The sequence below is a fragment of the Frankia sp. EI5c genome (genome assembly GCF_001636565.1).
Taxonomy (GTDB): Bacteria; Actinomycetota; Actinomycetes; order Frankiales; family Frankiaceae; genus Parafrankia.
In genome coordinates this window covers 38,661-65,656 of record NZ_LRTK01000017.1, presented here as the reverse complement: position 1 = coordinate 65,656, position 26,996 = coordinate 38,661, and the positions used below count along the sequence as shown (strand labels likewise).

At 72.8% G+C, this 26,996-nt stretch carries 18 protein-coding genes and 10 pseudogenes; 11 read left to right on the top strand and 17 right to left on the bottom strand.

Features of this window, described 5'->3' with window-relative positions; all coding sequences use genetic code 11:
• Positions 1-14 precede the first annotated feature (14 nt).
• The 4 genes and pseudogenes from UG55_RS10530 to UG55_RS47015 form a co-directional block, all read left to right on the top strand.
• On the top strand, positions 15-806 hold the full coding sequence (locus tag UG55_RS10530; protein ID WP_083986648.1) for an urease accessory protein UreF: 792 nt from the start codon (positions 15-17) through the stop codon (positions 804-806).
• A gap of 194 nt (positions 807-1,000) precedes the next feature.
• A complete protein-coding gene (ureG, locus tag UG55_RS10525; protein ID WP_066066479.1) occupies positions 1,001-1,780 on the top strand; it encodes an urease accessory protein UreG in 780 nt (259 codons plus the stop codon).
• A pseudogene (locus UG55_RS35145) lies at positions 1,738-2,154 on the top strand (urease accessory protein UreD); the annotation flags it as partial. The gene ureG and the pseudogene UG55_RS35145, both read left to right, overlap by 43 nt.
• A gap of 1 nt (position 2,155) precedes the next feature.
• Positions 2,156-2,610, top strand: a 455-nt coding sequence (locus tag UG55_RS47015) for an urease accessory protein UreD (protein WP_242424129.1), incomplete at its 5' end; no start/stop codon positions are given.
• Positions 2,611-2,952: 342 nt separating this feature from the next.
• On the opposite strand, the pseudogene UG55_RS10520 reads toward UG55_RS47015, so the two are convergent.
• Positions 2,953-4,044: pseudogene (locus UG55_RS10520) on the bottom strand (glycosyltransferase); the annotation flags it as partial.
• A gap of 440 nt (positions 4,045-4,484) precedes the next feature.
• Here UG55_RS10520 and UG55_RS10515 point away from each other — a divergent pair.
• The 3 genes and pseudogenes from UG55_RS10515 to UG55_RS35130 form a co-directional block, all read left to right on the top strand.
• Positions 4,485-6,098: an MDR family MFS transporter gene (locus tag UG55_RS10515; RefSeq protein ID WP_066066476.1), complete on the top strand. Its 1,614-nt coding sequence runs from the start codon at positions 4,485-4,487 to the stop codon at positions 6,096-6,098.
• Positions 6,099-6,105: 7 nt separating this feature from the next.
• Positions 6,106-6,446: pseudogene (locus UG55_RS35135) on the top strand (TetR family transcriptional regulator); the annotation flags it as partial.
• A gap of 1 nt (position 6,447) precedes the next feature.
• Positions 6,448-6,780, top strand: a pseudogene (locus UG55_RS35130) (TetR/AcrR family transcriptional regulator); the annotation flags it as partial.
• A gap of 341 nt (positions 6,781-7,121) precedes the next feature.
• Here the strand turns inward: UG55_RS35130 and hpnH are convergent.
• The 14 genes and pseudogenes from hpnH to UG55_RS10460 all read right to left on the bottom strand — a co-directional run bounded on the left by hpnH (position 7,122) and on the right by UG55_RS10460 (position 21,123).
• Positions 7,122-8,129, bottom strand: coding sequence for an adenosyl-hopene transferase HpnH (gene hpnH, locus UG55_RS10505; RefSeq protein ID WP_066066469.1), 1,008 nt, complete (start codon positions 8,127-8,129; stop codon positions 7,122-7,124).
• A 727-nt stretch (positions 8,130-8,856) separates the two neighbouring features.
• Positions 8,857-9,232, bottom strand: a pseudogene (locus tag UG55_RS35125) (4-hydroxy-3-methylbut-2-enyl diphosphate reductase); the annotation flags it as partial.
• A gap of 1 nt (position 9,233) precedes the next feature.
• Positions 9,234-10,725, bottom strand: a 1,492-nt coding sequence (locus tag UG55_RS10500) for a 4-hydroxy-3-methylbut-2-enyl diphosphate reductase (protein ID WP_242424128.1), incomplete at its 3' end; no start/stop codon positions are given.
• A pseudogene (locus UG55_RS35120) lies at positions 10,722-11,662 on the bottom strand (prenyltransferase/squalene oxidase repeat-containing protein); the annotation flags it as partial. The pseudogene UG55_RS35120 and the gene UG55_RS10500, both read right to left, overlap by 4 nt.
• A 1-nt stretch (position 11,663) precedes the next feature.
• Positions 11,664-11,748, bottom strand: a pseudogene (locus UG55_RS35115) (hypothetical protein); the annotation flags it as partial.
• A gap of 1 nt (position 11,749) precedes the next feature.
• Positions 11,750-12,899 (bottom strand): prenyltransferase/squalene oxidase repeat-containing protein (locus tag UG55_RS35110; protein ID WP_304440399.1); only part of this gene is annotated, 1,150 nt, incomplete at its 3' end.
• 88 nt (positions 12,900-12,987) lie between these two features.
• Positions 12,988-14,004 carry a polyprenyl synthetase family protein gene (locus UG55_RS10490; protein WP_066066462.1) on the bottom strand — a complete coding sequence of 339 codons (1,017 nt, stop codon included), beginning with the start codon at positions 14,002-14,004 and terminating at the stop codon, positions 12,988-12,990.
• Positions 14,001-15,695, bottom strand: a complete 1,695-nt coding sequence (hpnE, locus tag UG55_RS10485) for a hydroxysqualene dehydroxylase HpnE (protein ID WP_066066459.1) — start codon at positions 15,693-15,695, stop codon at positions 14,001-14,003. Before hpnE ends, UG55_RS10490 begins: the two co-directional genes overlap by 4 nt.
• The gene (gene hpnD, locus UG55_RS10480; protein WP_066066456.1) at positions 15,692-16,594 is read right to left on the bottom strand and encodes a presqualene diphosphate synthase HpnD; all 903 of its coding nucleotides are present in this window, start codon (positions 16,592-16,594) and stop codon (positions 15,692-15,694) included. The genes hpnE and hpnD overlap by 4 nt, the downstream gene beginning before the upstream one ends.
• A complete protein-coding gene (hpnC, locus tag UG55_RS10475; protein WP_083986646.1) occupies positions 16,591-17,745 on the bottom strand; it encodes a squalene synthase HpnC in 1,155 nt (384 codons plus the stop codon). Before hpnC ends, hpnD begins: the two co-directional genes overlap by 4 nt.
• A 508-nt stretch (positions 17,746-18,253) precedes the next feature.
• Positions 18,254-18,735 (bottom strand): annotated as a pseudogene (locus tag UG55_RS10470) (SDR family NAD(P)-dependent oxidoreductase); the annotation flags it as partial.
• A 1-nt stretch (position 18,736) separates the two neighbouring features.
• A partial coding sequence (locus UG55_RS35105) for an SDR family NAD(P)-dependent oxidoreductase (protein WP_313954601.1) occupies positions 18,737-18,982 on the bottom strand: 246 nt, incomplete at its 3' end.
• 512 nt (positions 18,983-19,494) lie between these two features.
• The gene (locus UG55_RS10465) at positions 19,495-19,833 is read right to left on the bottom strand and encodes a DUF192 domain-containing protein (RefSeq protein ID WP_242424126.1); all 339 of its coding nucleotides are present in this window, start codon (positions 19,831-19,833) and stop codon (positions 19,495-19,497) included.
• Between the two features lie 246 nt (positions 19,834-20,079).
• Positions 20,080-21,123, bottom strand: a complete 1,044-nt coding sequence (locus tag UG55_RS10460; protein ID WP_066066449.1) for a TetR/AcrR family transcriptional regulator — start codon at positions 21,121-21,123, stop codon at positions 20,080-20,082.
• A 297-nt stretch (positions 21,124-21,420) separates the two neighbouring features.
• Between UG55_RS10460 and UG55_RS35100 the strand changes: the two are divergent.
• The 4 genes and pseudogenes from UG55_RS35100 to UG55_RS10450 all read left to right on the top strand — a co-directional run.
• A pseudogene (locus tag UG55_RS35100) lies at positions 21,421-21,690 on the top strand (MMPL family transporter); the annotation flags it as partial.
• A gap of 1 nt (position 21,691) precedes the next feature.
• Positions 21,692-21,832, top strand: a pseudogene (locus UG55_RS35095) (hypothetical protein); the annotation flags it as partial.
• 1 nt (position 21,833) lies between these two features.
• Positions 21,834-23,608 (top strand): MMPL family transporter (locus tag UG55_RS10455; RefSeq protein ID WP_242424125.1); only part of this gene is annotated, 1,775 nt, incomplete at its 5' end.
• 255 nt (positions 23,609-23,863) lie between these two features.
• Positions 23,864-25,072: a glycerate kinase gene (locus tag UG55_RS10450; protein ID WP_066066443.1), complete on the top strand. Its 1,209-nt coding sequence runs from the start codon at positions 23,864-23,866 to the stop codon at positions 25,070-25,072.
• A gap of 4 nt (positions 25,073-25,076) precedes the next feature.
• Here UG55_RS10450 and UG55_RS10445 read toward each other — a convergent pair whose 3' ends face one another.
• Together UG55_RS10445 and UG55_RS28410 are read right to left on the bottom strand one after the other, a co-directional pair.
• A complete protein-coding gene (locus tag UG55_RS10445; protein ID WP_066066440.1) occupies positions 25,077-26,219 on the bottom strand; it encodes an ABC transporter substrate-binding protein in 1,143 nt (380 codons plus the stop codon).
• A gap of 56 nt (positions 26,220-26,275) precedes the next feature.
• Positions 26,276-26,821, bottom strand: coding sequence for an NUDIX hydrolase (locus UG55_RS28410; protein WP_128422930.1), 546 nt, complete (start codon positions 26,819-26,821; stop codon positions 26,276-26,278).
• Positions 26,822-26,996 lie beyond the last annotated feature (175 nt).

The following is a 26,996-nucleotide window of genomic DNA, read 5'->3' as shown; positions in this document are numbered from 1 at the left end:
ACAGGCGAGGTTCGATGAGCACGCAGCTGAACACGCAGCTGGACGCGCGGCGGCCGGCGACGGGCCACCCGGAGACCTCGGCCGCGCGGGCGGCACCGGCGGCAGGGGCGGCGCGGGCGGCGCTGCTGCTCCTGTCGGACAGCCGACTCCCCGCGGGCGGCCACGCGCACTCCGGCGGTGTGGAGGCCGCGGTGCTCGGCGGCCACATCACCGGGCTCACCGACCTCGCGGACTTCCTCCGCGGCCGGCTGGCGACCTCCGGCCTGCTCGCCGCCGCCTTCGCGGCGGCCGTGTGCCGCGCGGTCCGCCTGGCGGAGCGGACGCGGACGGACACCCCGCTTGCGGAGATCCTCGCCGCCTTCGACGAGGAGGTCGACGCCCGGACACCGTCGCCGGCCCAGCGCGCCGCCAGCCGCGCCCAGGGCCGGGCCCTGCTACGGGTGGCCCGCGCGGCCTGGCCCGTGCACTCCCCGCCCAGCCCGCCGCACCACTGCGTGGCACTCGGCCTGGCGGCCGCCGCGGCCGGACTCGAACCCCACGACGCGGCGCTCGCGGCGGCGCACGTCGCGGTCAACGGCCCGGCGACCGCGGCCGTGCGGCTCCTCGGGCTCGACCCGCTGGCGGTCACCGGTGTCCTCGCCCGGCTCGCCCCCGCCGTGGACGACACCGCCGCGGAAGCGGACGCGGCAGCGGCGGACGCGGCAGCGCTCGGAGTCGCCGCCGGCCTGCCCGCTGGCAGCGCGCCGCACCTGGACCTCCTCGCCGAGCGGCACCGCACGGCCGAGGTACGCATGTTCACCTCCTGAGATCCACCTCCTGAGATCACGTCCCGGCGGATGCGAGGGCGCCCCGGAGTCGGGAGGTGCCCTCGCCGTCGGCGGTGGGCGGCGCCCCTGGTGGCGGCCGGGGCGTGCGGCGCTGTACGGGGTGTGCGGGGCTGTTGGGTCGCCGGGCGGAGCTACGCTTCGCAGGACATCGCAGGCGGGAACGGGAGCGGCCGGTGCACCTTGATCACGATCGACTTCGCGCGGATGGCGGCTCGCCGCCGAACGGATCGCTGGTCGACGGGACGAGCCGGTCCGTGCCCAGCTCGGCGACCCCGCCACCGGCACGCTGGCAGCGCCCGCCCGGCAGCCCCGCCAGGCCGGTGCCCACCGACCGCGCGCTGCGGGTCGGTGTCGGCGGGCCGGTCGGCAGCGGCAAGACGGCGCTGGTGGCCGCGCTGTGCCGGGCCCTCGCCGGCCGGATCCGGCTCGCTGTGGTGACGAACGACATCTACACGACCGAGGACGCCGACTTCCTGCGCGCGGCCGGCGTACTCGATCCGGGGCGCATCCGCGCGGTCGAGACCGGCTGCTGCCCGCACACGGCGATCCGGGACGACATCACGGCCAACCTGGACGCCGTCGAGGATCTCGAGGCCGAGCTCGGCCGGCTCGACCTCATCCTGGTCGAGAGCGGCGGCGACAACCTGACCGCGACCTTCAGCTACGGTCTCGTCGACCGGCAGATCTTCGTCATCGACGTCGCCGGCGGCGACAAGGTGCCCCGCAAAGGTGGGCCGGGCGTCGCCAACAGTGACCTTCTCGTCATCAACAAGACGGACCTCGCCCCGCTGGTCGGCGCCGATCTGGGCGTGATGGCAAGTGATGCGGCCGCGATGCGCGGCGGGTCCGCGGACCGCCCGGTGCTCTTCACCAACCTCCGCTCGGACCCAGGCGCCGACGAGGTCGCCGACTGGATCCTCGCCCAGCTGCGGTCGCCCGCCCGGCCACGGTGAGCCCGCGGTCGGCACCGTCCCGCACGGCCGTCCGGGCGCGCGCGGCGGTCCGGGTCGAGCTCGACGCGGGCGGCACCGCGAGAGTCACCGAGCTGCGCTCGGCAGTGCCCGTAGTGGCCCGGCGCACCGGTGGGTCGGGGCGGGTCGTGGTGATCCATCTGGTGGGCGGTGCGGGCGGGCCGCTCGCCGGCGACGAGCTCGGCCTCGACCTCGCGGTGGGCGCGGGGGCGCAGCTGGTGGTGCGCTCGGTGGCCGCGACCGTGGCACTGCCCGGCCACGGCAGTAGGCCGTCGACGTTCGCGGTCCGGGCCCAGGTGGGGCCGGCGGCGGCGCTGTCCTTCCTCCCGGAGCCGACGGTGGTCGCCCAGGGCGCCNGTCACCGGATGACCACCGAGATCATCCTGGCGGCGGACGCGTCGCTGCGCTATCGCGAGGAGATCCTGCTCGGCCGGTTCGGGGAGCCGGGCGGTCGCCTCGAGACCTCGCTGCGCGTGGACGTCGAGCGGGCCGCGCCGCGGCGGCGGCCGCTGCTGCACCAGGAACTCCACCTGGGCCCGGATGTTCCGGGCGTGGCCGGGCCGGCCGTGCTCGCCGGCGCGCGGGCGGTCGGATCAGTCCTGATCGCCGGCCCGGCGATCAGCCCCGATCCGGTCGGCAGCTCGGTGGGCGACGGCGTCGCACTGCTGCCCCTGGCCGGAGCGGGCGTCCTCGTCAGCGCGCTGGCCGACGGTGCGGTGACGCTGCGCCGCCGCCTCGACTCCCTGGCCGGCCCCCTGATCGGCTCCCTGGGCGATGCCCCGGCCCACCACGAGGGACGCCCGCGCACCTGAGCCGGAGGGGACGGTGTCGCCCGCCCGCCCCTGGACGTCGCCCGGATCCACCCGTCCCCGCTGGCGGACGACGTTCTCCGGCTGCGCCGACGGGTTCTCCGGCTGCGCCGACGGGTTCTCCGGCTGCGCCGACGGGTTCTCCGGCTGCGCCGACGGTGCCACGGGCCGCAGCCTGACGTGCCGCGGCTCGACGTACTGCGGCTCGACATGCTGCGGCTCGACATGCTGCGGCCCGATGTGCTGCGGCCCGGTGTGCTGGCCGGCGCGCTTTCCCTCGGGGGCCGCGTAGGTGCGCCCCTTCCACGCGGCGCCGCGACCGGCACGGTGCCGGCGGGCGGAGTCCATGGTCATGGCCAGGTAGAGGGCGGCGGTGAAGGGCAGCGTGAGCGCGTTGCGCACCGGCTGGTCGTAGTACCGCAGCATCGGCGTGAACGTGGTGATCATGATCGACCAGGCCAGCAGGCCAGCGGCGGCCACGGCGACGTCACCGGTTCCGATCCCGACGATCGTCGCCACCACCGGCGCCACAAAGACCACCGCGAGCCCGAGGACCGTGCCCGCCAGGAGCAGCGGGGACCAGAAGAGCTGTGCGTAGGCGGTGCGCGCCACCATGTCCCACAGATCGGCCAGGCGCGGGTACGGCCGACAGCTCGAAACGTGGTCGGCGAGGCCCAGCCAGGTCCGGCCGCCGCGTCGCTTGACCAGTCGGGCCAGCGCGACATCGTCGATCACCGCGTCCCGGATCGCGTCGAGGCCGCCGGCCTCGGCGAGCACCTGGCGACGTACGAGCGAGCAGCCGCCGGCCGCCGCGGCGACCCGTGACCGTGGGTTGTTGGACCACCGGAACGGATAAAGCATCGCAAAGAAATAGACAAAGGCCGGGACGATGAGCCGCTCCCAGCCGGTGCTGACCCGCAGCCGGGCCATCTGCGACACGAGGTCCAACCGGTGGTCGGTGGCAGCCTCGACCAGCGCGCGGACCGAGCCCGGCTCATGCGCGATGTCGGCATCGGTGAGCAGCAGGAACTCCGCCCCGCCGGCCGCGGCGATGCCGTGGCGCAGCGCCCAGAGCTTGCCCGTCCAGCCCTCGGGCGGCTCGCTGGAACCGATGACGGTCAGCCCCACCACCGCTTCCGGGCGGTCGGCCGCCGCCTCGGCGGCGAGCTTCCGTGCCAGGTCACCCGTCCCGTCCGTGCTGGCGTCGTCCACCAGAACGATGTTCAACGACCCGGGGTAGTCCTGGGCGAGCAGTGAGGGAAGCGTGCGGGGCAGCACCTCGGCCTCGTCGCGGGCGGGTACCACCGCGACGACGGCCGGCCAGTCGGCGGACGGCCGTGGCCCCCGCGAGCGGGGCAACCGCTGATCCGTCCGCCAGAAGAACCCCCAACCCAATGCAAGGAAGATCCAGGACGCGAGCGAGATCAGCGCGATCACCAGCAGTGGAAGCACGCCAGGCAGGATGCCACAGGCCCCGGACGCCCGGGCCCCGAAAAGGCGATCGAGACTCCCCCGCCCCGGACCAGCGGCTTTGGGACCGCCGCCCCGACAGAGCACAGCCGGGCCGACCGAGCGCAAGGTCACACCCGTGAACGGGTGTCCGCCCCGCCCGGGGCCTCGTCAGCGAGTCAGACACGTGCTTTACTAAATTTAGTTGTATCAACCAACAAACATGATCGGCAGGAGGGCCAGCCACGTCGACCTCGACCCCGCCGCCGTCAGGTCCCCCCGGCGGCGACAACCAACGCGGCAGCCGTCGCGGCAGCCGCCAGCGCGCCACCCGCCTCACCGAGCCCACACCGCAGCCCCGCCCCGACACCGCCGAGGAGACGCGTCAGCGCCGGCTCAGCCCGGCCGGGCTGACGCACCGGGAGACCATGCTGGCTCTGACCGGGCTGCTCCTCGCCCTGTTCGTCTCGATGATCTCGTCCACGGTCGTCACGAACGCACTGCCCAGGATCATCTCCGACCTGCACGGCAGCTCGACCAGTTACACCTGGGTGATCACCGCGACGCTGCTCGCCATGACGGCGACCACACCGATCTGGGGCAAGCTCGCCGACCTGTTCAACCGCAAGCTCCTCGTCCAGACCGCGCTGGGGATCTTCGTCACGGGCTCCGCGCTCGCCGGGCTCTCGACCTCCACCACCATGCTCATCGTCTTCCGGGTGGTGCAGGGGATCGGGGTCGGCGGGCTGTCCGCACTGGTCCAGATCGCGATCGCCGCCATGATCGCCCCCCGGGAGCGCGGCCGCTACAACGGCTACCTGGGCGCCACCTTCGCCGTCGCCACGGTCAGCGGCCCCCTCATCGGCGGAGTGATCGTGGACGTGCCCGGTCTCGGCTGGCGGGCCTGCTTCTACCTCGGCCTGCCGATCGCCGTGGTCGCGTTCGCGGTGCTGCAGCGCACCCTGCGGCTGCCCGTCGTGCGCCGGGAGGTCTCCATCGACTACCTCGGCGCGACGGTGATCGCCGCCGGGGTCAGCTGCCTGCTGATCTGGACGTCCCTGGCCGGAGCCAGTTTCGCCTGGGTCAGCGCCGAATCCGCGCTGCTGCTCGGGGGCAGCGCGGTACTGCTCGCCGCCGCCGTCGCGGTGGAGGCCCGGGCGAAGGAGCCGATCGTGCCGCTGCGGCTGTTCCGCGACCGCACCATCGTGCTCACGGTGATCGCCAGCGCCTGCGTCGGCACCGTCCTCTACAGCGCCAACCTCCTGTTCAGCCAGTACTACCAGCTTGGTCGGGGGATGAGCCCGACGTTGTCCGGCATCCTCACGATCCCCATGGTCGGCGGCCTGGCGATTGCCTCCCTGATCGCGGGACGGGTCATCAGCCAGACCGGGCGGTGGAAGCACCTGCTGATCCTGGGGACGATCCTCGTCGGCACGGGCCTGGCCCTGCTCAGCACGATCAGCGACCGCACCCCGCTGGTCATGGTGGCGCTGTTCGCCGCCGTGATGGGAGCGGGGATGGGCATGACCCAGCAGAACCTGGTGCTCGCCGCCCAGAACTCGGCCTCGGCCACGGATCTCGGCGCCGCGAGCTCCACCGTCGCCTTCTTCCGCAGCCTGGGTGGCTCGACCGGCGTCGCCGCCCTGGGCGCGCTGCTGAGCAGCCAGGTGAGCGGCGCCACGATCTCCGGGCTACGCGATCGGGGCCTGCCGCCCGACACTCTCGGTGACGGCCGTTCCGTGCCTGACCCCTCGGCGCTGCCCGAGGCCGTCGCGGCCGTCGTCCATCAGGCGTACGGGCACGGCGTCGCGGTGGTCTTCCTCGCCAGCGTGCCGCTGGCCGCGTTCGCTCTGCTCGCGGTGCTGTTCGTACCCGAGGTGCGGCTGAAGTCGACCGTGGGGGCCGAAAGCCTGGAACGCGTGCCGGCGAAGCGCCCGGTACGCAGTCGGCTGATGGACGATCATGACGGTGACAGCACCGAAAATGTGGAACTGACCGCCTGGCGGACGGCGGCCGGTGCATCGGCCGAACCTGCACCATAATCAAGGGGTGACACGCAGCCGTCGGCCCGAACAGACGGCCGATACCCGTCAGGTACTGCTGGCCGCCGCCCGGCGCAGGTTCGCCGAGCAAGGCTACGCCGCCACCGGAACCGAAGAGATCGTCGCGGACGCGCGGGTCACCCGAGGGGCGCTCTACCACCACTTCCGCGACAAGGCGGACCTGTTCCGCACCGTCATGGAGCAGGTCGCGATGGAGGTCGCCGAGCAGCTCGTCGCCGGTGAGCTCGCCCGCGGTGCCGAGCTGCCCAGCGACGCCTGGACGCAGCTGCGCACCGGCTTCCAGTCACTGCTGGACATCTCCACGACGGACAGCGACTTCCAGCGCATNGTGCTGATCGACGGCCCCGCGGTACTCGGTAACGACGCCTGGGACCAGCTGGTCGAACAGCACGGCTACCGCCTGCTGTCGGAATGGCTCGAACGTGCTGCCGCCGAGGGCCGCATCGACCCGCTGCCGGTCGCCCCGCTCACCCGGCTGGTCGCGGCGCTGCTGTCCGAGGCCAGTCTCTACACGGCGCGCGCGGCGGACCCGGACAGGGCCCGCACCGAGGTCGGGATCGTGCTGGACCGCCTGCTGCGTGGCCTCGGCCGCCGCGGCGGCGACCTGGCCGACCAGCCGGCCGTGAGCGCGGGCGCCCCCCGCGCCTCCGACACCGTCTGACGCCGGGCCGGGGAGCCGTCCGCCGTCGGCATCCCCCGCCGGACGGCGTCCCCCGCCGGACGGCGTCCCCGCGCCGAACCGTTCCGGCCAGCTCGAGTGCCGTTGCGCGACACCCCTTCCTGTCGCGCAACGGCGCCGTTCGCCTGATGCCGGATCAGGGCCTCGCGCGCGACCCGGAAACGCCGGCGCGACCCGGAAACGCCAATGTGGCCTCGACCCTGTACAGGGTCGAGGCCACATTGGTCAGTGCTTTTCCGCCGGGTGCCCGGCTGGCAGGCCCCCGGCGGCGGTACCGGTACCGCGCCGGCGCGCCGGATTCGGGCGCCGGGCCTTCAGGTTGTTCAGGCGCCCATCCGGGCGGCCCGGATCGACTCCTTGAGCGAGCCCATGGTGGCCAGCACGGCGGAGGTCTCGTAACCGCAGTGCGCCATGCAGTTGGCACAACGCGGGTCCTTGCCCCGGCCGTAGGCGTCCCAGTCCGTCGTCTCGACGAGCTCCTTGTAGGACGTCACGTACCCGTCCGACATCAGGTAGCAGGGCTTCTGCCAGCCGAACAGGGAGTAGCTCGGGATCCCCCACGCGGTGCAGGAGAGTTCCTTCTTGCCCTCCAGGAAGTCCAGGAAGACCGGCGAGTGGTTGAGACGCCACCGCTTGCGCCGGCCCTCGCCGAACACCTTGGAGAACATCTGCCGGGTCTCCTCGACCGCGAGGAAGTGCTCCTGGTCAGGAGCCTTCTCGTAGGCGTAGCCCGGCGAGAGCTGGATCTGGTCGACCTTGAGCTCGTCGTTCAGGAAGTTGATGACGTCGATGACGTCCTGCGGGCTGTCGTTGTTGAAGAACGTCGAGTTGCTGCCGACCTGGAAGCCGGCGGCCTTCGCGGCCTTGAACGCCGCGACGCACTCGTCGAAGGTGCCGGGCTTCTCGACGATCGCGTCGTGCCGGTCCTTCAGCCCGTCGATGTGCAGCACGAAGGTGAAGTACGGCGACGGAGTGAAGTTCTTCAGCTTCTTCTGCAGCAGCAGCCCGTTGGTGCAGAGGATGACGAACTTCTTGCGCTTCACCAAGGCGTTGACGATGTCGTGGATCTGCGGGTGCATCAGCGGCTCGCCACCGGCGATGGCGACGACCGGCGCGCCGCACTCCTCGACCGCGGCGAGCGCGTCCTCCACGCTCATGCGCTGCTTCAGGACAGAAGCGGGGTGCTGGATCTTGCCACAACCCGTGCAGGACAGGTTGCAGGCGAACAGTGGTTCGAGCTCCAGTACGAGCGGAAAGTGCTTCCGGCGGAGCAGCTTCTGCTTCGCCAGATACGTTCCAACGCGGAGTGAGTACCGCCAGGCGACAGCCACGGCTCACGCCCCCCTTTCATCGGTCGCATCGGTGGCGACCCGAGGTCTTGGTGATGACCATACAGGGTGTACGTACAGGCTGCATGTCGATCAGTGAATGAGGTCTGGCACACATCACGGGCAAAACAGTGCGCAACCGAGCGGGACCGTGGCGACAAGGCCGCGATACCCCCGGCCGGGGGTATCGGTGGATGCCTGGACCGTTACACCGTCACGGCCGGTGGCCACAGTGGGGTCAATTTGATTCCCGTCGGTCACCCTGGGCGAATGGGACCCGCCGGCAAGACGGGAACGCCTTGCGCGGGTTGACGTATTCACGACACCGCGCGCTCGGCACCTTCGCCCNGGCACCCCGTGTCCGGGGACGGTAGCACCGTGGAAGCACACCGGAGAACCCCCGCTGTAGGGGAGCCGTGATGTCACACCGTGGAAGTGGCACAGCACTGTGCTGCCACGGCACCGGGCTGCCTGCCAGCGCTGTGCCGCCTCAGCGTTGTACTGCCACAGCGTTGTACTGCCACGGCGTTGTACTGCCGCCAGCCGACGGCGCAGTGCCGCCACCACAGCGCGACGTATGCGCCGCGGTACCGCGGTAAGCGCCGCGGCCGCGCATCCCGGCCGCCCGAACATGCCGACGGCCCGGGTCGAAAGTTTCGACCCGGGCCGCCCGGTACTCCGCGGACAGTGCGCTGGCGAAGGTGCGCGAGAAGAAAAACCCGCGCGCCGGTCACTTCCGTTCTGACAGCGGCCGACGCACTTCCTTGGGGAGATGGAAGGAGATCGACTCGGCACCTACCGAGCGAACCGTCACCGATGCCGAGCCGAGCCCGGACAAAGCGGTCGTAAGCTCCTCGACAAGCAGCGGCGGCGCCGAGGCACCGGCGGAGATGCCAATGGTGCGCACGCCCCGGAGCCACTCCAGCTGGACGTCGCCGACGCTTTCCACAAGGTGGGCCTGGGCCCCCTCGCGCTCGCTGACCTCCACCAGCCGGCGCGAGTTCGAGCTGTTCTCCGAGCCGACGACGAGGACGAGATCGGCCTCGGCCGCGACCCGGCGCACCGCGTTCTGCCGGTTGGAGGTGGCGTAGCAGATGTCGGCCGAGNCCGGGCCGACCACGGCCGGGAAGCGGCCGCGCAGCGCGTCCACGACCTCCTCCGCCTCGTCGACGGCCAACGTGGTCTGCATGAGGTACGTGACCCGCTCGGGGTCGTCGACCTCGATGTCCTTGACCGCCTCGGGTGACTCGACGAGCTGGATGCGGCCCGGCACCTCGCCGAGGGTGCCCTCGACCTCCTCATGGCCGGAGTGCCCGATGAGCAGCACGGTGTCGCCGCGGGCGGTGAACCGCCGGGCCTCGGCGTGCACCTTCTCCACCAGCGGGCAGGTCGCGTCGATGACGTCCAGGCCGCGGTCGCCGGCCTGCTCCCAGACCGCGGGCGCGACCCCGTGCGCGGAGAACACCACGGTCGCCCCGGCGGGGACCTCGTCCAGCTCCTCGACGAAGACCGCTCCCCGGCTGGCCAGGTCGGCGACGACATGGGTGTTGTGCACGATCTGCTTACGCACGTACACCGGTGCGCCGTGGATCTCCAGCGCGCGCTCCACCACCTCGATGGCCCGCTCGACCCCGGCGCAGAACGCCCGTGGCTCCGCGAGCAGCAGGCGGCGGCTGCTCACCGTCTCGACCCAGGTCCGCAGGGCCGGGCCGAGCGCACTGATCGTGCGCAGCCCGGTGACACCGCGGCGGAACAGGTCCAACCGGCCGAGTGGCTCGGCCGAGGTGTCCACGATCACGCGAACCGCTGCCAGCGGCCGGTCACCGGCACCGGGCGCGAGCGCGGCGGATTCCATGTCCACGGCGATCGCCCCGGTCGCGGCCAGCTCGGCGCGGGCCGCGCCGACCGCCACCTTCTCGACGGAGACCATCGGGCCGACGTGCACCCGCAGGCCGGCCCGCCGCAGCTCACCCGCGAGCAGCGGCGCGGTCGGACAGGTGGCGACCACCGTGCCGTCGGGCTGCCGCAGCTCGCTGGCCACGACCACGTCACCGGGGCGGGTCTCCTCGGTGAGCCCGCCGGCCAGTCCGACGATCGCCAGCGCGTCGGGCCGGGCCTGGCGCACCGCCCGGTTCGCCCGGTGCGCCCGGTCGGGTCCCATGCCGGTCCGCACGATCACGGTTCCGGGCGGCAGCTCCGCCCGGCCGATCGCGAACGCCTCAAGGCGAAGCGCGGCCGCGATCACCAGGCGCTGTGCCCGGGGTGCCGGCTGGACGGGAGACCCCTTGCCGCTCACCGCGCCCGCGGACGCCGGCTCGGCGGAGGCGCGGCCCGGCCCGGAGGCCGGGTCCAGCGCCGCGACGGTGTCCGGCGCCTGGGCCCACCGGGCCAGTGCCAGCGGGGAGGCGATGCCGGCCCGGGACGGACCACCCGCGGGCGGCACGGCGCCGGCCTGCTCGGGAATCGAGGCCCGCGGCGCGCCACCACGCGGAGCGACGGCCGCCGGCCCCGGGCTCGGGGCCTGCCCGTCGTGGGCGGTCCCGGGACGCGGCCCACCGCGGTCGGCCGTGCCCCCGTTGTCTGCTGCCGGGATGGTCATGGCGTCAACCTGCCGGTGAGGCTCGCATACCGACCGAGGGCGGTCACCGGAAAGACCAGCCGGTACAGGTGGTAGTTGATGGAGAAGTCCCAGGGGAAGCCGGTTCCGGTGAACTGCGGCTCATCCCAGGTCCCGTCGGCACGCTGGGTGTCACACAGCCACCGCACGCCCCGCTCGATCGCCTCCCACTCGACGCTGCCCCGCTCAGGTTCCGCGGCCAGCAGGGCCAGCAGGGCCCAGGCGGTCTGCGACGCGGTGGCCTCGCCCCGACCGATCCAGGAGTCGTCCCGGTAGGAGCGCAGGTCCTCGCCCCAGCCGCCGTCGGGCGTCTGGTGGTCGACCAGCCAGTGGAGGGCGGCGACGATCGCCGGGTGGCTCGGGCTGACTCCGGCGGAGATCAGCGCGGGCACCACGGCGCCGGTTCCGTACACGTGGTTCACCCCCCAGCGGCCGAACCACGATCCCCCGGCCTCCTGGTTGTCCAGCAGCCACCGGACCGCGCGCTGGGTGACCGGGTGGTCCGCCCGGCCCAGCAGCGCGAGCATCTCGACCATGTGCGCCGTGACGTCCGCCGACGGCGGGTCCACGACCTCACCGAAGTCGCAGAACGGGATCTTCGTCACCAGGGTGCGGACGTTGTCCGCATCGAAGGCGCCCCAGGCCCCGTTCGACGAGCGCATGCCCACCGACCAGTCGACACCCCGCTCGGCGGCGGCGCGCAGCTGGCGGGCGAGCTCCGGATCCGCCGCGGCGATCGTGCCGGCCCCGGGTGCCGCGGTGGCCGCGGCCTCCGCCGCCACCGCGGCGGCCGAGCCCGGGCCGGAGCCGTCGGTGTGGTCCACCGGGCCGTGCCCGTCCCCGAGCAGGCGGTGGATGGCGATGACCACCTCGGCGGTGTCGTCGACGTCCGGGTAGAAGTCGTTGTCGAACTCGAAGGNCCAGCCACCGGGTGCCAGGGCGGGGCGGCGTACCGCCCAGTCACCGGCGACCCGGATCTCCTCGTCCGCGAGCCAGCGACCGGCCNGGACCATCGCCGGGTGGTCCCCGGCCACGCCCGCGTCCGAGAGCGCGACGACCGCGAGCGCGGTGTCCCAGACCGGCGACTGGCACGCCTCGATCCGGCGCACCATCCCCTCGGGCGTCTGCTCACGGATCGTGAAGCGGTCGAGGGCGCGGAACGCCATCGAGATCACCGGGTGGTTGAGCGGGTAGCCCATGAGGTGCAGGGCCATGATCGAGTAGACCATCGGCGGCTGGATGCCACCCCAACAGCCGTCCGCCTCCTGGCGGGCGATCACCCACTCAGCGGCCCGGCGCAGGGCGAGCCGGCGCAGCGGCTGGAAGGGCCGCTTCTCGTACCGGTGCAGCACCACGTCGAGCCGCTCGAACGCGCCGGCCCAGCTGCGCAGCGGTGACCTGCGCGGCTTCGGCGCCGGGACGCGCAGTTCGTCCAGGGTGAAGCCGAGCGAGCGCACCGGCCGCAGCGAGCCGACGATCGTCAGCGCCACCACGGTCTGGCGGGCCCAGCAGGCGAAATCGTAGATGTTCAGCGGGAACCAGGGCGGCAGGAACGAGAGCTCCGCGGGCAGCACCGGGACCTCGTCCCAGGACCACTCCCCGAACAGTGCCAGCCAGATGCGGGTGAACACCCGGGCCGCGGCGATGCCGCCGGCGGAACGCACCCACTCGGCCGCCGACCGCATGTGCGGGGCCTGCGGATCGTCACCGGCCAGCCGCAGGGCGACGTAGGCCTCGATGGTGGTCGAGATGTCGGACGGCCCACCGTAGAAGGTGGCCCACCCGCCGTCCTCGAGCTGCTGGGAGCGGATCCAGCGCCCGGTCTCCGCCGCGGTCTCGGGCGTGAGGATGCCGAGGAACTGCCGGAGCATGAGGTCCTCGGCGTCCATCGTGACGTTGGTCTCCAGCTCCCCCTTCCACCAGCCGTCCTCGGACTGCAGGGCGAGCAGGTGGTCGCGCCCGCGCCACAGCGTGCTGAGGGCGGGGTCGACCTGGGCCGTGGCGGCGGAGGTGGGCTGCGGTGCGTCGGTCAGCACAGCCGCGCCGGCCTCGAACGTCCCCGCGTCCTCCACCGGCGCCGCCGACGGGGACGGGACTCGCGGGTTCGGATGCGCGGCCGTCGGGGCAGCCGAGGACTGGTCCGAAGTCAGGCTCATCGACGACTCCCCTCGTCGTACAGGTGCATGTACAGGTCGTGCGGACCGCCGGGCGTCCGGCGGGCGGGTACTGCCACCTCGCTCCCCCTCAGCGATCTCGTTCGGTCACGAAGCGCGCCATCGCCAGCAGCTCCGCCTCGGCCGACGCCGGGATCGAGATCGAACGCAGCGCGTTCTCGCACGCCTTGAGCTGGCGGTCGGCCTCGGCGGTGGTCCAGTCACGTCCGCCGGCACGTTCCACCAGCGCGGCGATGTGCTGCAGCTCGGCCTCGGTGGACTCACCCTCACCGGTGAGGAAGGCGCGCAGTTCGTCGGCGTCGCTGCCGCCCGCCTCCAGGGCCACCACGACCGGCACCGACTTCTTGCGGGAGCGCAGGTCGTTCAGCACCGGCTTGCCGGTCACCGCCGGGTCGCCCCAGATGCCGAGCAGGTCGTCGATCAGCTGGAAGGCGGTGCCGAGCCGGGCGCCGTACTCGGCGAGCCCGTCCACGACCTCGGTGGGGGCGCCGGCGAGTACCGCGCCGAGGGAGGCGGAGCAGGCCAGCAGCGCGCCGGTCTTGCCGTCCTCCATGTGCAGGGTCTCGGCCACCGAGACGTCCGAGCGGCTCTCGAACAGCAGGTCCTCGGCCTGCCCGCGCACGAGATCCTGGACACCGGCGCCGAGGATGACCGCGGCGCGCCGGCCGGGCTCGCCCTCGACCTCCAGCAGGACCTGGGTGGCCAGGCCCAGCAGCGCGTCACCGGCGAGGATCGCGCCGTCGGCGCCGAAGACCGTCCACGCGGTGGCGCGGTGGCGGCGCTCGGTGTCGCCGTCCATCAGATCGTCGTGCAGCAGCGAGAAGTCGTGCACCAGTTCGACTGCCACCGCGGCCGGCAGGCCGACCTCGGCGGGCGCGCCCGCGGCTTCCGCCGAGAGCAGGGCGAGCGCTGGGCGGACGAGCTTGCCGCCGTTGCCGGGGACCGGCGCACCCGCCGCGTCCACCCAGCCGCGGTGGTAGGCGACGACGTGGCGCAGGCGGGGGTGGAGCCGGTCCACCGTTGCGCGCAAGGCGGGCACCGTGAGGTCGCGGCCGCGCTCGATCGCTTCCGGAACCGATGTGGTCATACCGGGAATCCCCCCGTGGACGTGGACGTCTCTGTCTGGGTCGTCACTTTGTGTGTCGACGCTGGATCGGTCACCGCGGCGCCGGCGGTCACCGTCCCGGCCTCCGCCGCGCCCGCCGCTCCTGCCGCCGGCTCGGTGGCGGGAGCGGCGGGCGCGGCGGGCGCCTGGCCCGCGACGTCCCAGGACTGGGTCGGCACCGCAGCGAGCGACTCACCTCGGTTCGCGGACGGACCGTGCTCTACAGCGGACAGCGCGCTCCCCGATACCGCCATGGTGGCGAGGGTCTCACGGGCAGCAGCTATCCCGCTACGCACGGCACCTTCCATGGTCGCCGGCCAGCCGGTGTCCGTCCAGGTTCCCGCCAGCGCGAACCCGGGCAGGCCGGTCGCCTGATCCGGGCGCAACCCCAGCGAGCCGGGCGCCTGGTCGAAGGTCGCGGTGCGCTCCCTGGTCACGAAGACCTCCAGCAGCTCGGCCTCCCGAGCGGCCGGGAACAGCCGGCGCATCTCCTCGACGAACAGCGCCCGCAGATCGTTCGCGGGCTGGTCGACCCACTCCTGCGCCGCCGACTGGGACAGCGCGAGGTACTGCGCCCCGGGCGGCCCGACCTTCGCCAGCCCGGAGGAGATCGTACGGTCGAAGATCCACTGAACCGGCGAACCGACGACGGCGAGCATCGGGACGTCCAGCACCGGCCGATCGAAGATCATGTGCACGTTGATGATGGGCGAGGCACCCAGCGCGCGCAGCTTCGCCGGGTCGACGCCGGTTCCCTCCGGCAACAGCCCGGCGGCGGCCGGCGGCGGAACCGCCAGCACCACACCGTCCGCGGTGAGCACCTCCCCGCCGTCCAGCGTGACCTCCCAGCCGGTGGACGTCCGGACGACGGCCCTGGCCTTGGTGCCCGTCCGGACAGTGCCGCCCACAGCCGTCAGCGCACGCACGGCGGCGTCGCCGTGGAGCTCCTGCAACGGGGCCTCGGGCCAGCCCAGGTCACCCGCATCGGCCCCCTCCAGCAGACCGGTGCGGACCACCTTGGCGGCCAGGCCCAGCGAGGCATCCGAAGCCGGAGCGTTGAGAGTGGCGACCGTGAGCAGCTCCCAGAGCGCCTCGGTGGCGACGGCGCTCTGGCCGTGCCGCTCCAGCCACCCGCCGAAGGAGTCCCCGTCCACCTTCGGGTCGCGCTGGTCCAGCCGGCCGATCCGCAACGCCGCCAGCGCGGCCCGGATCCGGTCAGCGGGCGGCAGTGCCCGGTAGCCCAGCAGCGCCGGCGCGAGGTGCAGCGGCGCCGGCAGCGGCACCCTGGTGCGGCGCAGCCTGGTCCGGGTCAGCGAGCCGGCGATCAGCACCTCGACGTCGAGACGCGGTTGCAGGGTCGTGAGGTGGGTGACCCCGAGGCGGGCGAGCAGCCCCCGGTAGGCGGTGCAGCACCGCATGAAGACGTGCTGGCCGGTGTCGATCCACAGCGAGCCACCCTGGAACGACCGCTGGAACGACGTCGTCGCGCCGCCGAGGCGCGGGCGGGCCTCCAGCAGCACCGGCTCGACGCCCTCGTCCGCCGCGACCAGCGCGGCGGCGATTCCGGCGAGCCCGCCGCCGATGACAACGACGCGCCCCCGGCCGGCGGGCGCGGCGGCACCGCCGCCCTCCCGCGACCAGTGGACCGGTGGTGTGTCCCCCCGAACGCTCATGCCGCCCTCGACTCCGATCTGCCGGCGAGGCTGCGGGCGGCCACCACGGCCTTCTCCCAGCCCGGCAGCGACAGCCGGCGCTCAAGGACCGCGGTCGGGTCCTGCCGGATGCGCCGGTTCAGGCGCAGGTAGATGCCGGCCATCGCACCACAGCAGGCGGCGCTGCGCCGGTCGAGCAGACCGAGCAGGGCCAGCCCGCGGGTGTACCACTCGTCGGCCCGGGCCGCGCAGTCACGCAGGTAGTCGACGAGCGCGTCCTCGGGGCCACCGAGCCGCCCCGCCGCGTTCACCGACAGGATGACCCCGGCCTTCTCGAGCTCGGTCGACGGCAGGTAGGTCCGCCCGTTGAGCAGGTCCTCACGGACATCCCGCAGGATGTTGGTCTGCTGCAGCGCCACGCCGAGGGCGTCGGCGATCTCGGCGGCGCCCTTGTCGCCGGCCGCCCCGTTCACCCCGAAGATGCCCAGCGAGAGCCGGCCGATCGTGCCCGCGACGAGCCGGCAGTAGCCGACCAGGTCGTCGAAGGTCTCGTAGGTCGCGCCGCGCACGTCGCTCTCGACGCCGTCGGCGAGCTCGATGAAGGCCTCCAGCGGGATGGGGAAGCGCCGCGCGGTGTCGGCGAGCGCGACCATCACGGGGTCGGAGCTGTTCGGATCCAGCGCCCGGACGTCGGCGCGGACCTTCTCCAGCCCGGCGAACTTCTCCTCCGCCGGCAGATCGCCGTCGCCGAGGTCGTCGAGCCGGCGGGCCAGCGCGTAGACCGCGGACAGCGCACCCCGCTTCTCGGCCGGCAGCAACCGGATGCCGTAGCTGAAGTTCCGCGCGGCCTCCCGGGTCAGTGCCTCGCAGGAGGCGTACGCCTCGGCGACCGTGGAGCTGCCCGGCACACCCGCGCTCATCTGGTTCCCCCCGTCGTGACCGTCGCGGTTGTGGCGGTCGTCGCGGTCGTCGTCGCAGTTGTGGCTGGCGTCTCTGTTGTGACTGGCGTCTCTGTTGTGGCTGGCGTCTCTGTTGTGGCTGGCGTCTCTGTTGTGGCTGGCGTCTCTGTTGTGGCTGGCGTCTCTGTTGTGGCTGGCGCGGCGGTCGCGGCCGGCGGGGCGGCCGGCGCGGTCGCGGCCTCGGTCCCGGCGGCACGGGCCGCCGCGCCCGCCCCCGGCACCGACGAACGCACCAGCGCGGCCCCGGCGAACATCGCGACCCGCGTGTTCGGAGCCTTGGGAGCCCCGCCGAGCACGTCGTAGTCGGCCCGCCGGACGGCGTCGAGGGCTGCCCGCCCGCCGCCCACGAAGCCCGCCATCGCCAGCCGCAGGCGGCCCCCGACCAGGCCCACCAGCGGCGCGCCCGAGTCGAGCAGGGCCCGGGCCCGGGCCACCTCGAAGGCCATCAGGTGACGGACCGCGGGCGAGGCGCTCGGCGCGGCCAGGTCGGCCTCGGTCACCCCGAATGCCTCCAGATCCTCCAGCGGCAGGTAGATCCGGCCCGCGGCCAGATCCTCGGCGACGTCCTGGAGGTGCTCGGCCAGTTGCAGCGCGGTGCAGATGCGGTCGGACAGCGCGATCCGCGCCGGAGTCGCCAGCCCGAACACGCCGAGCACCATGCGGCCGATCGGGTCGGCCGACAGGGTGCAGTAGTGCAGAAGATCGTCGTAGGTCTCGTACCGGCTGACAACCTGGTCCTGCCGGTTCGCCTCCACGAGTCGGCGGAACGGCTCGGCGGGCAGGTCACAGGCCCGCACCGTCCGGGCGAGCGTCTGGTGGACGGGCAGCTTCGGTTCCCCGCCGGCCCAGATCAGCTCCAGGTCCGCGGCGAGCTCGTCCAGCAGGGCCAGGCGGTCGCCGGGGGCCTCGTCACCGATGTCGTCGACGAGCCGCCCGAAGACGTACAGCGCGTTCAGGTGCTCCCGCAGCCGCGCCGGGAGCAGCCGTGAGGCGACCGGGAAGTTCTCGGCGGGCGCGGCCAGCAACACCTGCTCGGTGGGCGTGGTGAGGGCGGTCGCGCCGAGGGGGGCAGACGGACGCGGTGGGCCGGTTCGGGCGTCGATTGCGGTCATACGCCTCTCCTTAACGTGGCGGTCTGCGCTCCGGGTGCGCGGTGCGGTCTGCGTCGTGTGCGTCGTGTGCTGTCGTCAGTGCGGGCACCGCCGCGGTGCCGACCGCGGTGGTGCCGGTCATCCTGCGGGCCAGATCGCCGGGACCGCCACCCCTGACCGGGAGGTGCGCCGGCCAGAGGTGCCGGCGGTCCGCCTGGCACGGGTCGGTCCCGGTGCATGGTCCCGGTGCGCGGGCCCGGTCTCGGCGACGTGACCGGGGCCGCCCCGGTCAACATGGTCAGGTCGGTCAGGGGCAGGCGAGGGACGGGGGCCGGACGGTGGGCCCGCCCGGACGCCGCGCACCTTGGCCGAAGGCACCGCGCCGCGGGTTCATCGCGGCACGGCCGGGGGCACCGCCGATCGGGCCGTGCCCCCGGATCCGCCTCCTCACCGGTGTCCCCACCGGTGACGACTGCTTGGTCCGCTCCGTTCACTCACCTCCCGGACCGGCGGCCGGATGATCCGAGGATCATCCGAAGACACCGGCCAGGCGGCGGTACAGCGACGGAGCCGCGCCGTGAACGCGCGCGGCGGCGGACAACCAGCGGGGCACCCACACTTCGGCGTCCCCCCGGCCCGTGGCGGTGAGCATTCGCTGCGCTACCAGACCGGCCGGGATGGGACGTGGCCACCGGCGCACGTACGGAGCTCCGCGCCGGTGGAAGAAGGGGGTGTCCACAGCTCCCGGTAAACACAACGTGACACCGATGCCACGTCCTGCCACTTCGGAGCGCAGCGCGTCGGCAAAGCCGACCATCGCCGCCTTCGAGGCCGAGTACGCGACCTCACCCCGGACGCCCAGCGCGCCCGCGACACTGCCGACCAGCAAGATCCGGCCCTGCCCCCGGTCGAGCATCGCCGGCAGCATGGCCCGGACCAGCAGCATCGGGGCGAGGACGTTGACGGCGATGAGATCGTTGATCGCTGCCGGTGACATCACGTCGAACGGCCNGGCGGCACCGAGACCTGCCGAGCAGATCAACAGGTCCACGTCCCCGAGCAGTTCCGAGGCGCGGGACGCCACTGTCACCTCGCCACCGGGACGTGCCAGATCCACGGCTATCCGGTGGCCCTGCGTCGCGGCGGCGACCTCGTCGAGAGCCGCCCCGTTGCGGCCCACCAACAGCGACCGACAGTTCTGATCAGCGAGCAGGAGGGCCGCCTCCCGACCGATGCCGGAGCTGGCTCCGGTCACCACGGCAGTACGTGGCGGCCATCCGCCCGGCGAGGTGGTTCGCGCGCCGCCCGACATGACGGCCGGGCCCCCTTCGCGGGCAGCCACGCGGGGCCGTGCGCTCACGACCCACCACCTCGGGTCACACGGTCCCCCCCGGTGTCCCGTTCCGGCACAGCTATCACGTCACCTACTGCTTCCGTTTATGTCGCCCTCCACCATCGGCGTTCCACGTGCGGCGGGATCTGACCTGCACTCCCGCCCACCGCCGGCTCGCTTCGAGCGGCTCCACCATTTCATCGTCCCGAGGCCGGGTCGTCCATCGTCAGATGGACGACATCGGACCTTGCTCCCTTATCACACATTCCCGAGGCCAGCGGAGGACCAGATGCGGATTCACCTCGCCGAAGCATCAGCCGGAATTCCACTCAGGTTTTCGAACGGAATGACACAGCATTGACATCTACCGGACATCGAGACGTAGCTCACGCCCGTGGGAGCCACCGCACCTGCCGACCATCGGATACACCCTGCCGTCAGTCCGAACCAATCGCCACCGGATCACCGATGGTGACCTCGGCGAAGGTGTACGCCGGAGCCTCCACCGCATGGGTGTAGACACCGTCCGAGTAGTAGACGGGGCAGAACGACGGATCATCCCCCGAACAGGGCGTCATCTCCCGCACGCCGACAACCCTACCGTCCCGGACAAACATGATCGAAAGCGGCAGTAACGTCTGGAACATGTAGAAGCCCGACGTCGTCTCGCCGCCGAAATCAAAGATCATTCCATGGCCCGGCGGAAGGTCGGTGCGAAACATCAGGCCCCGGCGCCGCTCCGCGTCACTGTCGGCGACCTCCGCATCGATGGTCAACCCACGAACCCGGACAGTGACCGTCGATCCGGCACCCCGGCCCTCATCTCCGCCGACTCCCCCGGCCTCGCTACAGGCCGCGACGAACGCCGCGGCGGCGACCAGCACTCCGGCCGGCCGACCGGCGAAAGGCCTCACACCGCACGACCCTCTACCGGACGGCGCCACCGGGGACATCCCGCTGGACGACACACCAGCCGACTTTGCGCCGGACGGCACGGCGATGGACCGTCCGGGCTGGGCCTGTTACTCCGCCGACGGCTCCATGGACTGCTCTGGTCCGAGCGCGGCAAGGGCGGCCTCCACGATCAGACGCTGAAGTTCCTCGGGCAGCAGCGGCGCGAACGGGGACAGCGCGTCGACGCCCGCCGGCGCACAGGTACCCGTGGATGTCACGTTGGTGCCAGCCACGGGGTGCGCCGGCGAAGCCTCGCCAGCTGTCCCGATGCCCGGCGCCACGGAAGTGCCCGGCGACTTCTCCGGTACCGCCGTGTCGGTCGGGCCATCCGCACCGCTGTCTCCAGTAAATCCGGTCAGGCTGCGAATGCCCGTTCGCCTCCCCACGCCAGTGGTGGTGGCCCAGCCAACATTCGCCCCGCCGCCGGAGCCGGACCCAGCACCGAGACCACCCGGCACCGCCAGCGCCGCCGCCACTCCCGACACTCCCGACGCTTCCGAAACAGCGGACGCGGCAGACGCCGCCGACCCGGCCGGCTCCGCCGACCGCGCGTCCGACCTCTCCGCCCCCGCCGCTACCACCGGCACGCCACAGGTGGAGACACCCCGGCCACGCATCCGATCCATCGCGCTGCCCATGACGCCGTTCTGCACACATCCGACCGCGCAACGGGCCCGCATAATCCGCGCCGCGGTCGGTTGCGGGCCGGCGAGCGCGCCAATGACAGCCTCCTGCCGGGAAAAGATGTTGTCCTTGCCGATCCGGTGGTAGAGCACCGACGGATCATTTGCGAAGGCACAGAGGACCGCACCGGTGTCCACCAGCAGAGACGTGAGCGCGACCAGGATCGCCCGCGGCGGAGGCGGCGGATCACGCCGGGCCAACTCGACCAACTGGGCGAGACCGGACTCGAACGGCGAAATCAGTGCCTCGAGAATCATCTCCTTGGAGGAGAAGTGGTAGTAGAGCGCGGCCTTCGTCACTCCGAGTCGCTCAGCGATGTCGCGCACCGAGGTGCCCGCATACCCTCGTTCCACGAAGAGCTCGACCGCGGCCGCGAGGATGCGCGTGCGGGTGTCGGCTCCCTGCGAACGCGAACGTCCGGCGACCACCAGTTCTCACCCCCAGAGGACGGGTCAGCCGCGAATGCTACTCTGACACCTACCTACTGGCCGATCGGTAAGTAGGGTTGCCCGCGAGGGTCCACGGGCAGCCCTCGCCGGCGAGCCTGTCCATCAGCAGGGCCGCGGCTGGCCACGGCAACTACCGGCGGCGGAGAGCGGCAGACCGGTCACGGAAAGAGGCAGACCGGTCGTGAACAGCGGCCGACCGACCAACCAGCACCTCCGAAGGGAAACCATGGCAAAGCTCGCGCGCTGGTGCTTCCAGCACCGCTGGCTCGTCCTCTNCCTGTGGGTCGCGGCTCTTGTCGGGCTGGCAGGGCTCGGCCGAGCGACCGGCGACGACTACAAGGACACGTTCTCGCTCCCCGGGACGGACTCCCAGCGGGCGATCGACCTCCTCGAGCGTGACTTCCCCGCCCAGTCGGGTGACAGCGCGACCATCGTCCTCCACGCCCGCTCGGGCGCGCTGACCGACTCCGCGCTGCGCACGCAGGTCACCGACCTGGTCGATCGGGTCTCCGGGCTGCCGCACGTCGCCGAGGTCGTCGGCCCGTTNAGCCCGGACGGCAGCGGCCAGATCAACGCCGCCGGCACCACCGCGTTCGCGACCGTGGCCCTCGACCTGCCGGGCAACGAGCTCGCGCGGGGCGACATCGAGAACCTGGTGGACACCGCCCGCTCCTACGACAACGGAGCCNTGCAGGTCGAGACGACCGGCCAGGTCGCCGCGGTCGTCGAGCAGGCCGAGCAGAGCGCCAGCGAGCTCATCGGCATCGTCGCCGCCGCGGTCATTCTCTTCCTCGCGTTCGGCTCGCTGCTCGCGGTCACCCTGCCGCTGATCACCGCGCTGGCCGCGCTCGGCGTCGGCATCAGCCTCATCGTCCAGGTCTCGCACCTGACCTCGGTCGCCGAGTTCAGCACGATGCTCGCTACCCTGATCGGCCTGGGCGTCGGCATCGACTACGCACTGTTCATCGTGAACCGCCACCGCATCGGTCTGCGGGCCGGCCGTTCCCCGGAGGAGGCCGCGGTCAACGCGGTCAACACCTCCGGCCGCGCCGTGATCTTCGCCGGGCTCACCGTGTGCATCGCGCTGCTGGGCATGTTCGCCCTCGGCGTGACCTTCCTCTACGGTGTCGCGCTGTCCGCCGCGCTGACCGTCGCCATGACCATGCTGGCCTCGGTCACCCTGCTGCCCGCCCTGCTCGGCTTCTACGGGCAGAAGGTGCTCAGCCGCCGGGAGCGCCGCCGGATCGCCGCGAACGGGCCCGAGCCGGAGCGGCCGTCGGGCTTCTGGTGGCGGTGGGCCAAGGGTGTGGAGCGCCGGCCGGCCATCCTCGCGGTACTGGCCACCGGAGCGATCGTCGTGGTCGCGATTCCGTTCCTGTCGCTGCGGCTCGGTTCGTCCGACCTGGGCAACGGCTCGGACACCAAGAGCAGCAAGCGGGGCTACGACCTGCTCGCCGACGGCTTCGGCCCCGGCTTCAACGGGCCGCTCATGCTGGTCTCCGAGATCTCCTCCCCCACCGACCTGCAGACCCTGGACCAGGCCATCGAGGCGGCCCGCGACACCGAGGGCGTCGCCTCGGTGACCCCGGCGCGGCAGAGCCCCAACGGCCGGGCCGCGATCGCGACCCTCTACCCGACGTCCAGCCCGCAGTCCCCCGACACCGCGAAGCTGCTCGACCGGCTGCGTGACGACGTGATCCCGTCCGCGACGGCGGGGGCCGCGGCTCCGGTGTACGTGGGCGGCCTCACCGCGGTCTTCGAGGACTTCTCCAACGTGCTGTCGGGCAAGCTGCCGCTGTTCATCGGCGTGGTCGTGGTGCTCGCGTTCATCCTGCTGGTCGCGGTGTTCCGCAGCCTGCTCATTCCGCTGACGGCGTCGGTGATGAACCTGCTCGCCGTCGGCGCGGCGTTCGGCGTCGTCGTGGCCGTGTTCCAGTGGGGCTGGCTGTCCGACGTGTTCGGCCTCAGCCCCGGGCCGATCGAGGCCTACCTGCCGGTCATGCTGTTCGCGATCCTCTTCGGGCTGTCCATGGACTACGAAGTGTTCCTGGTCAGCCGCATGCACGAGGAGTGGACGGCCCGGCGGGACAACCGCGTCGCGGTCTCCCTCGGGCAGGCCGAGACAGGGCGGGTGGTCTCCGCCGCGGGCGCCATCATGACCCTGGTGTTCGCCTCGTTCATCCTCGGCGACGAACGTGTCATCAAGCTGTTCGGGCTGGGTCTGGCACTCGCCATCGCCATCGACGCCTTCGTGATCCGCACGATCCTGGTGCCGGCACTCATGCACCTGTTCGGGCGGGCCAACTGGTGGCTGCCCAGCGGCCTGGACCGGATCCTGCCGCGCCTGTCGGTCGAAGCGGCGGACGACCTCGGGGAGGTCGAGGCCCCGGTGGTGTCCCACAGCGCCATGGGCGAGGTGCCGGCACAGCCACACGATCCGGCCCAGCCCGAGCGGGCCCGCTGACCCGCAACCGCTGACCCGCAACGCCTGATCCAGAACGTCGGCCTGACGGCGACACCGGTCTGGCAGGCAGGACATGACAGCGCCCGGCACGCCCGCCCGCAGGGGTGGACGAGCCGGGCGCCGTCATGTGCGGGCCCGATCCCCCGCCAGGTGCGTGCCCGGGCCCCGCCGCGTCCGGACCCGTGGCCGCGCGCCGTGCTGGACCCCGCTCGGTACCGTCAGCGGCGCGGCACGCCAGCGACGACAGGAGTTCCGATGTCCGTTCCCCCCGCATCGTCTCCCCCCGCGGCGTCCGGACGTCCGCTGCGAGTGGTGATCGCACCCGATTCGTTCAAGGGAACGGCCTCGGCGACCCAGGCGGCCGCGGCGCTGGCCGCCGGGTGGTCGGCGGCCCGCCCGGACGACATCGTGGTGACGGTTCCGATCGCCGACGGCGGCGAGGGCACGTTGGACGTGTTCGCCGCCGCCGTCCCGGACGCCCGCCGCGAGGTGCTGGAGGTGACCGGGCCGGATGGGCGTCCCGTCCCCGGCGCCGCCTGGCTGGCGCTCCCCGACGGGTCGGCCCTCGTCGAGCTGGCCCAGGCCAGTGGCCTGCCGTTGATGCGCGGACTGGACCCGCTGCACGCACACACCATCGGGCTGGGCCAGCTGATCGGCGCCGCGCTGGCGGCCGGGGCCCGCGGTGTGCTGGTGGCGTTGGGAGGTTCCGCGTCCACCGACGGTGGCACTGGTGTGCTGCGAGCCCTCGGGGCCCGCTTCCTGGACGCCGCGGGCCAGCCGCTGCCGCCCGGCGGCGGGGCCCTCGCCGACCTCGCCGCCGTCGACCTGCGGGGCCTGCCGGCCGCACCGCCGGAGGGAATCCGCTGCCTGGTCGACGTCGCCGCTCCCCTGCTCGGTCCCACTGGAGCGGCGGCGGTCTTCGGGCCGCAGAAGGGCGCGGGGCCCGCCGACATCGCCCGGCTGGAGGCCGGACTCGCCCGGCTGGCGGAGCTCATGCCGGGAACCGGCTCTGCCTCCATGCCGGGAACCGGCGCTGCCCTCGCCGACCAGCCGGGTACCGGCGCCGCCGGCGGAACGGCCTACGGCCTCGCCGCCGCGCTCGGCGCCACCCTCGTGCCCGGCGCCCGCACCATCGCCGAGCGCGCCGCGCTGCCCGCCGCCCTGGCCGAGGCCGACCTGGTGATCACCGGCGAGGGGCGCTTCGACGCGACCTCGCTGACCGGCAAGGTCGTGGGCGGAGTCCTGACGATGGCCGAGCAGGCCGGGGTGCCCGCCCTGCTGGTCGCGGGCCGGGTGGACGGGCCCGTTCCGCCCGGGGTCAGCGCCGCGGTCGCGCTCGTCGACCTCGCCGGCAGCCCGGCGAACGCCATCGCCGAGCCAGGCCGCTGGCTCACCCTCGCCGGCACGCGCCTGGCCGACACCAGCCATCAGTCAGCGCCAGCCGGGCGGCTATTGCGCCAGTGAACGCTCAGACACCGTCCGGGCTCAGCGTCACCTCGACCGGTTCGAAGCTCTCGCCGGTCACGTCGACACCGGCGGCCCGCAGGTTCCGCAGCGCGGCGCGGGCGAACTCGTCGGTGTAGGCCAGCCCCGCCGGATCAGCGCGCAGTACCGTCTGCCCCTGCGCGTTGCGGGTACCCCGCGCGATCCGGACCGTCCGGTCCCAGGACGTCCGGTCGACGACGCCGATGCCCTCCGGAGTAGGCCAGATGAGCTTGTTGACCTCGTTCATCTGCCAGAGCTGGTGACTGGCGCCGAGCTGGGAACCGGCGGCGACGACCAGGTCCCGGCATTCCTCGGCGTTGTCCCGGCAGTAGGCCCAGCCTCGCAGCGAGGCCTCCAGGAAGCTCGTCGTCGTCTGCCGGTAGGCGGCGTCGGCCTCCAGCCTCGGGGTGACGGCCCAGATCGCGTCCTGCAGCATCGCCGTGCCGACCTCGTTCCAGTCGATGACGGCGAGGTCCCGGCTGGTGTAGAGCTTGCCGGTGGCGGGGTTCACCGCCTCCAGGATCTGGGCGTACTCGTTGTAGCTCATCGCGGCGACGGCGTCGATGTCACCCGAGAGCAGTGCCGTGACGTCGAAGTCCTGCTGCACCAGGGCGACGTCCGACCCCGGGTCGAGGCCGGCGCCGGAAAGGCCGGCGAACAGTTCGTACTCGTTACCGAAGCCCCAGGTGCCGACCCGCCGGCCGCGCAGGTCCGCCGGCCGCTCTATCCCCCTGTCCGCGAAGCTGACCTGCCAGGTGCCCGACCGCCGGAAGATCTGGCCGACCTCGGTGATCCGGGCGCCCCGCTCCCGCGAGGCGAGGGCCTTCGGCACCCAGGCGATCGCGAAGTCGGCGTCACCGCGGGCGAGCACCTCCTGCGGGACGACGTCGGCGCCGCCTTCGAGGATCTCCACGTTCAGGCCGACGTCCGCGTAGAAGCCCTTGTCACGGGCGGCGATGTAGCCGGCGAACTGTGCCTGGGTGTACCACTGCAACTGCAGCCGCACCGCCGTCAGCCGACCCGCGACGCCGCGGTCGCCCGGCTCGTCCCGGCTGGCGCCGCAGGCCGCCAGCACGGCCATCATGACGAGTCCCGCGGTGGCTCCCGCCGCAAGACCTCTTCTCATCGAGCCCGCCCCTCCGCACGTCACCGGCCTCCAGTGTCGGTCGGCGGGACGTCCCGTCAGCCGGCGGGGGCGGCCGGGTCGGCGGGGGCGGCCTCGTGAGGGGCGTCGGTTGGGTCAGCGGTGTCGGTGGTGTCGGTGGTGTCAGGGATGCCGGTGGGCACGGGGTAGCCGTGCTCGAGGTAGCCGGCCCCGCCGCGCCGCCCCCGCAGACCCGCGGCCCCGCGGATCCGGCGCGCGTGCGGGACGGGCAGCCGGTCCGCCACCTCCGCCAGTGGAGTGAAGGCGCAGTTGATGATCTCGTCCATGTCGAGACGGATCCGGTCCCGCCAGTCCGCCGGCAGCAGTCCTCCGTCGAAGACGAAGAGCAGCATGTCACCGCTGTGCTCGTCGGACGCCCAGTCCACCACGAGCAGGGGCCCGATCGGCGGGACGATGCCGATCTCCTCCTCGACCTCGCGCACGCAGGCCGCGTAGGGCGACTCGCCGGGCTCGATGAAGCCGCCGGGAATGTCCCATCCGGGCTTGTAGGAGGGTTCCACCAGCAGCACGCGCCCCTCCTCGTCGAAGAAGAGCGCCCCCGCGGCGGCCCGCGGCCGGGCCATCGGCGGGCCGACGCTCGCGTTGACGCCACTCACGTTCCGGTCTATGCCGGCCGCCGAGGTCACCACCTGGTGGGCGCCACCGACGCGGCCGGCAGTGCGCGCATGGCCCGTCGCGGCGCCCGCGCCGCTCACCGTGCCCGCGCCGCTCACCGTGCCCGCGCCGCTCACCGTGCCC

What these genes read in the sequence shown, in the direction of transcription:
- UG55_RS10530 (WP_083986648.1), top strand. Translation starts at nt 15, where the DNA reads ATGAGCACGCAGCTGAACACGCAGCTGGACGCGCGGCGGCCGGCGACG.
- UG55_RS10515 (WP_066066476.1), top strand. Translation starts at nt 4,485, where the DNA reads ATGCTGGCTCTGACCGGGCTGCTCCTCGCCCTGTTCGTCTCGATGATC.
- UG55_RS10490 (WP_066066462.1), bottom strand. Translation starts at nt 14,004, where the DNA reads ATGACCACATCGGTTCCGGAAGCGATCGAGCGCGGCCGCGACCTCACG.
- hpnE (WP_066066459.1), bottom strand. Translation starts at nt 15,695, where the DNA reads ATGAGCGTTCGGGGGGACACACCACCGGTCCACTGGTCGCGGGAGGGC.
- hpnD (WP_066066456.1), bottom strand. Translation starts at nt 16,594, where the DNA reads ATGAGCGCGGGTGTGCCGGGCAGCTCCACGGTCGCCGAGGCGTACGCC.
- hpnC (WP_083986646.1), bottom strand. Translation starts at nt 17,745, where the DNA reads ATGACCGCAATCGACGCCCGAACCGGCCCACCGCGTCCGTCTGCCCCC.
- UG55_RS10450 (WP_066066443.1), top strand. Translation starts at nt 23,864, where the DNA reads ATGTCCGTTCCCCCCGCATCGTCTCCCCCCGCGGCGTCCGGACGTCCG.
- UG55_RS10445 (WP_066066440.1), bottom strand. Translation starts at nt 26,219, where the DNA reads ATGAGAAGAGGTCTTGCGGCGGGAGCCACCGCGGGACTCGTCATGATG.
- UG55_RS28410 (WP_128422930.1), bottom strand. Translation starts at nt 26,821, where the DNA reads ATGGCCCGGCCGCGGGCCGCCGCGGGGGCGCTCTTCTTCGACGAGGAG.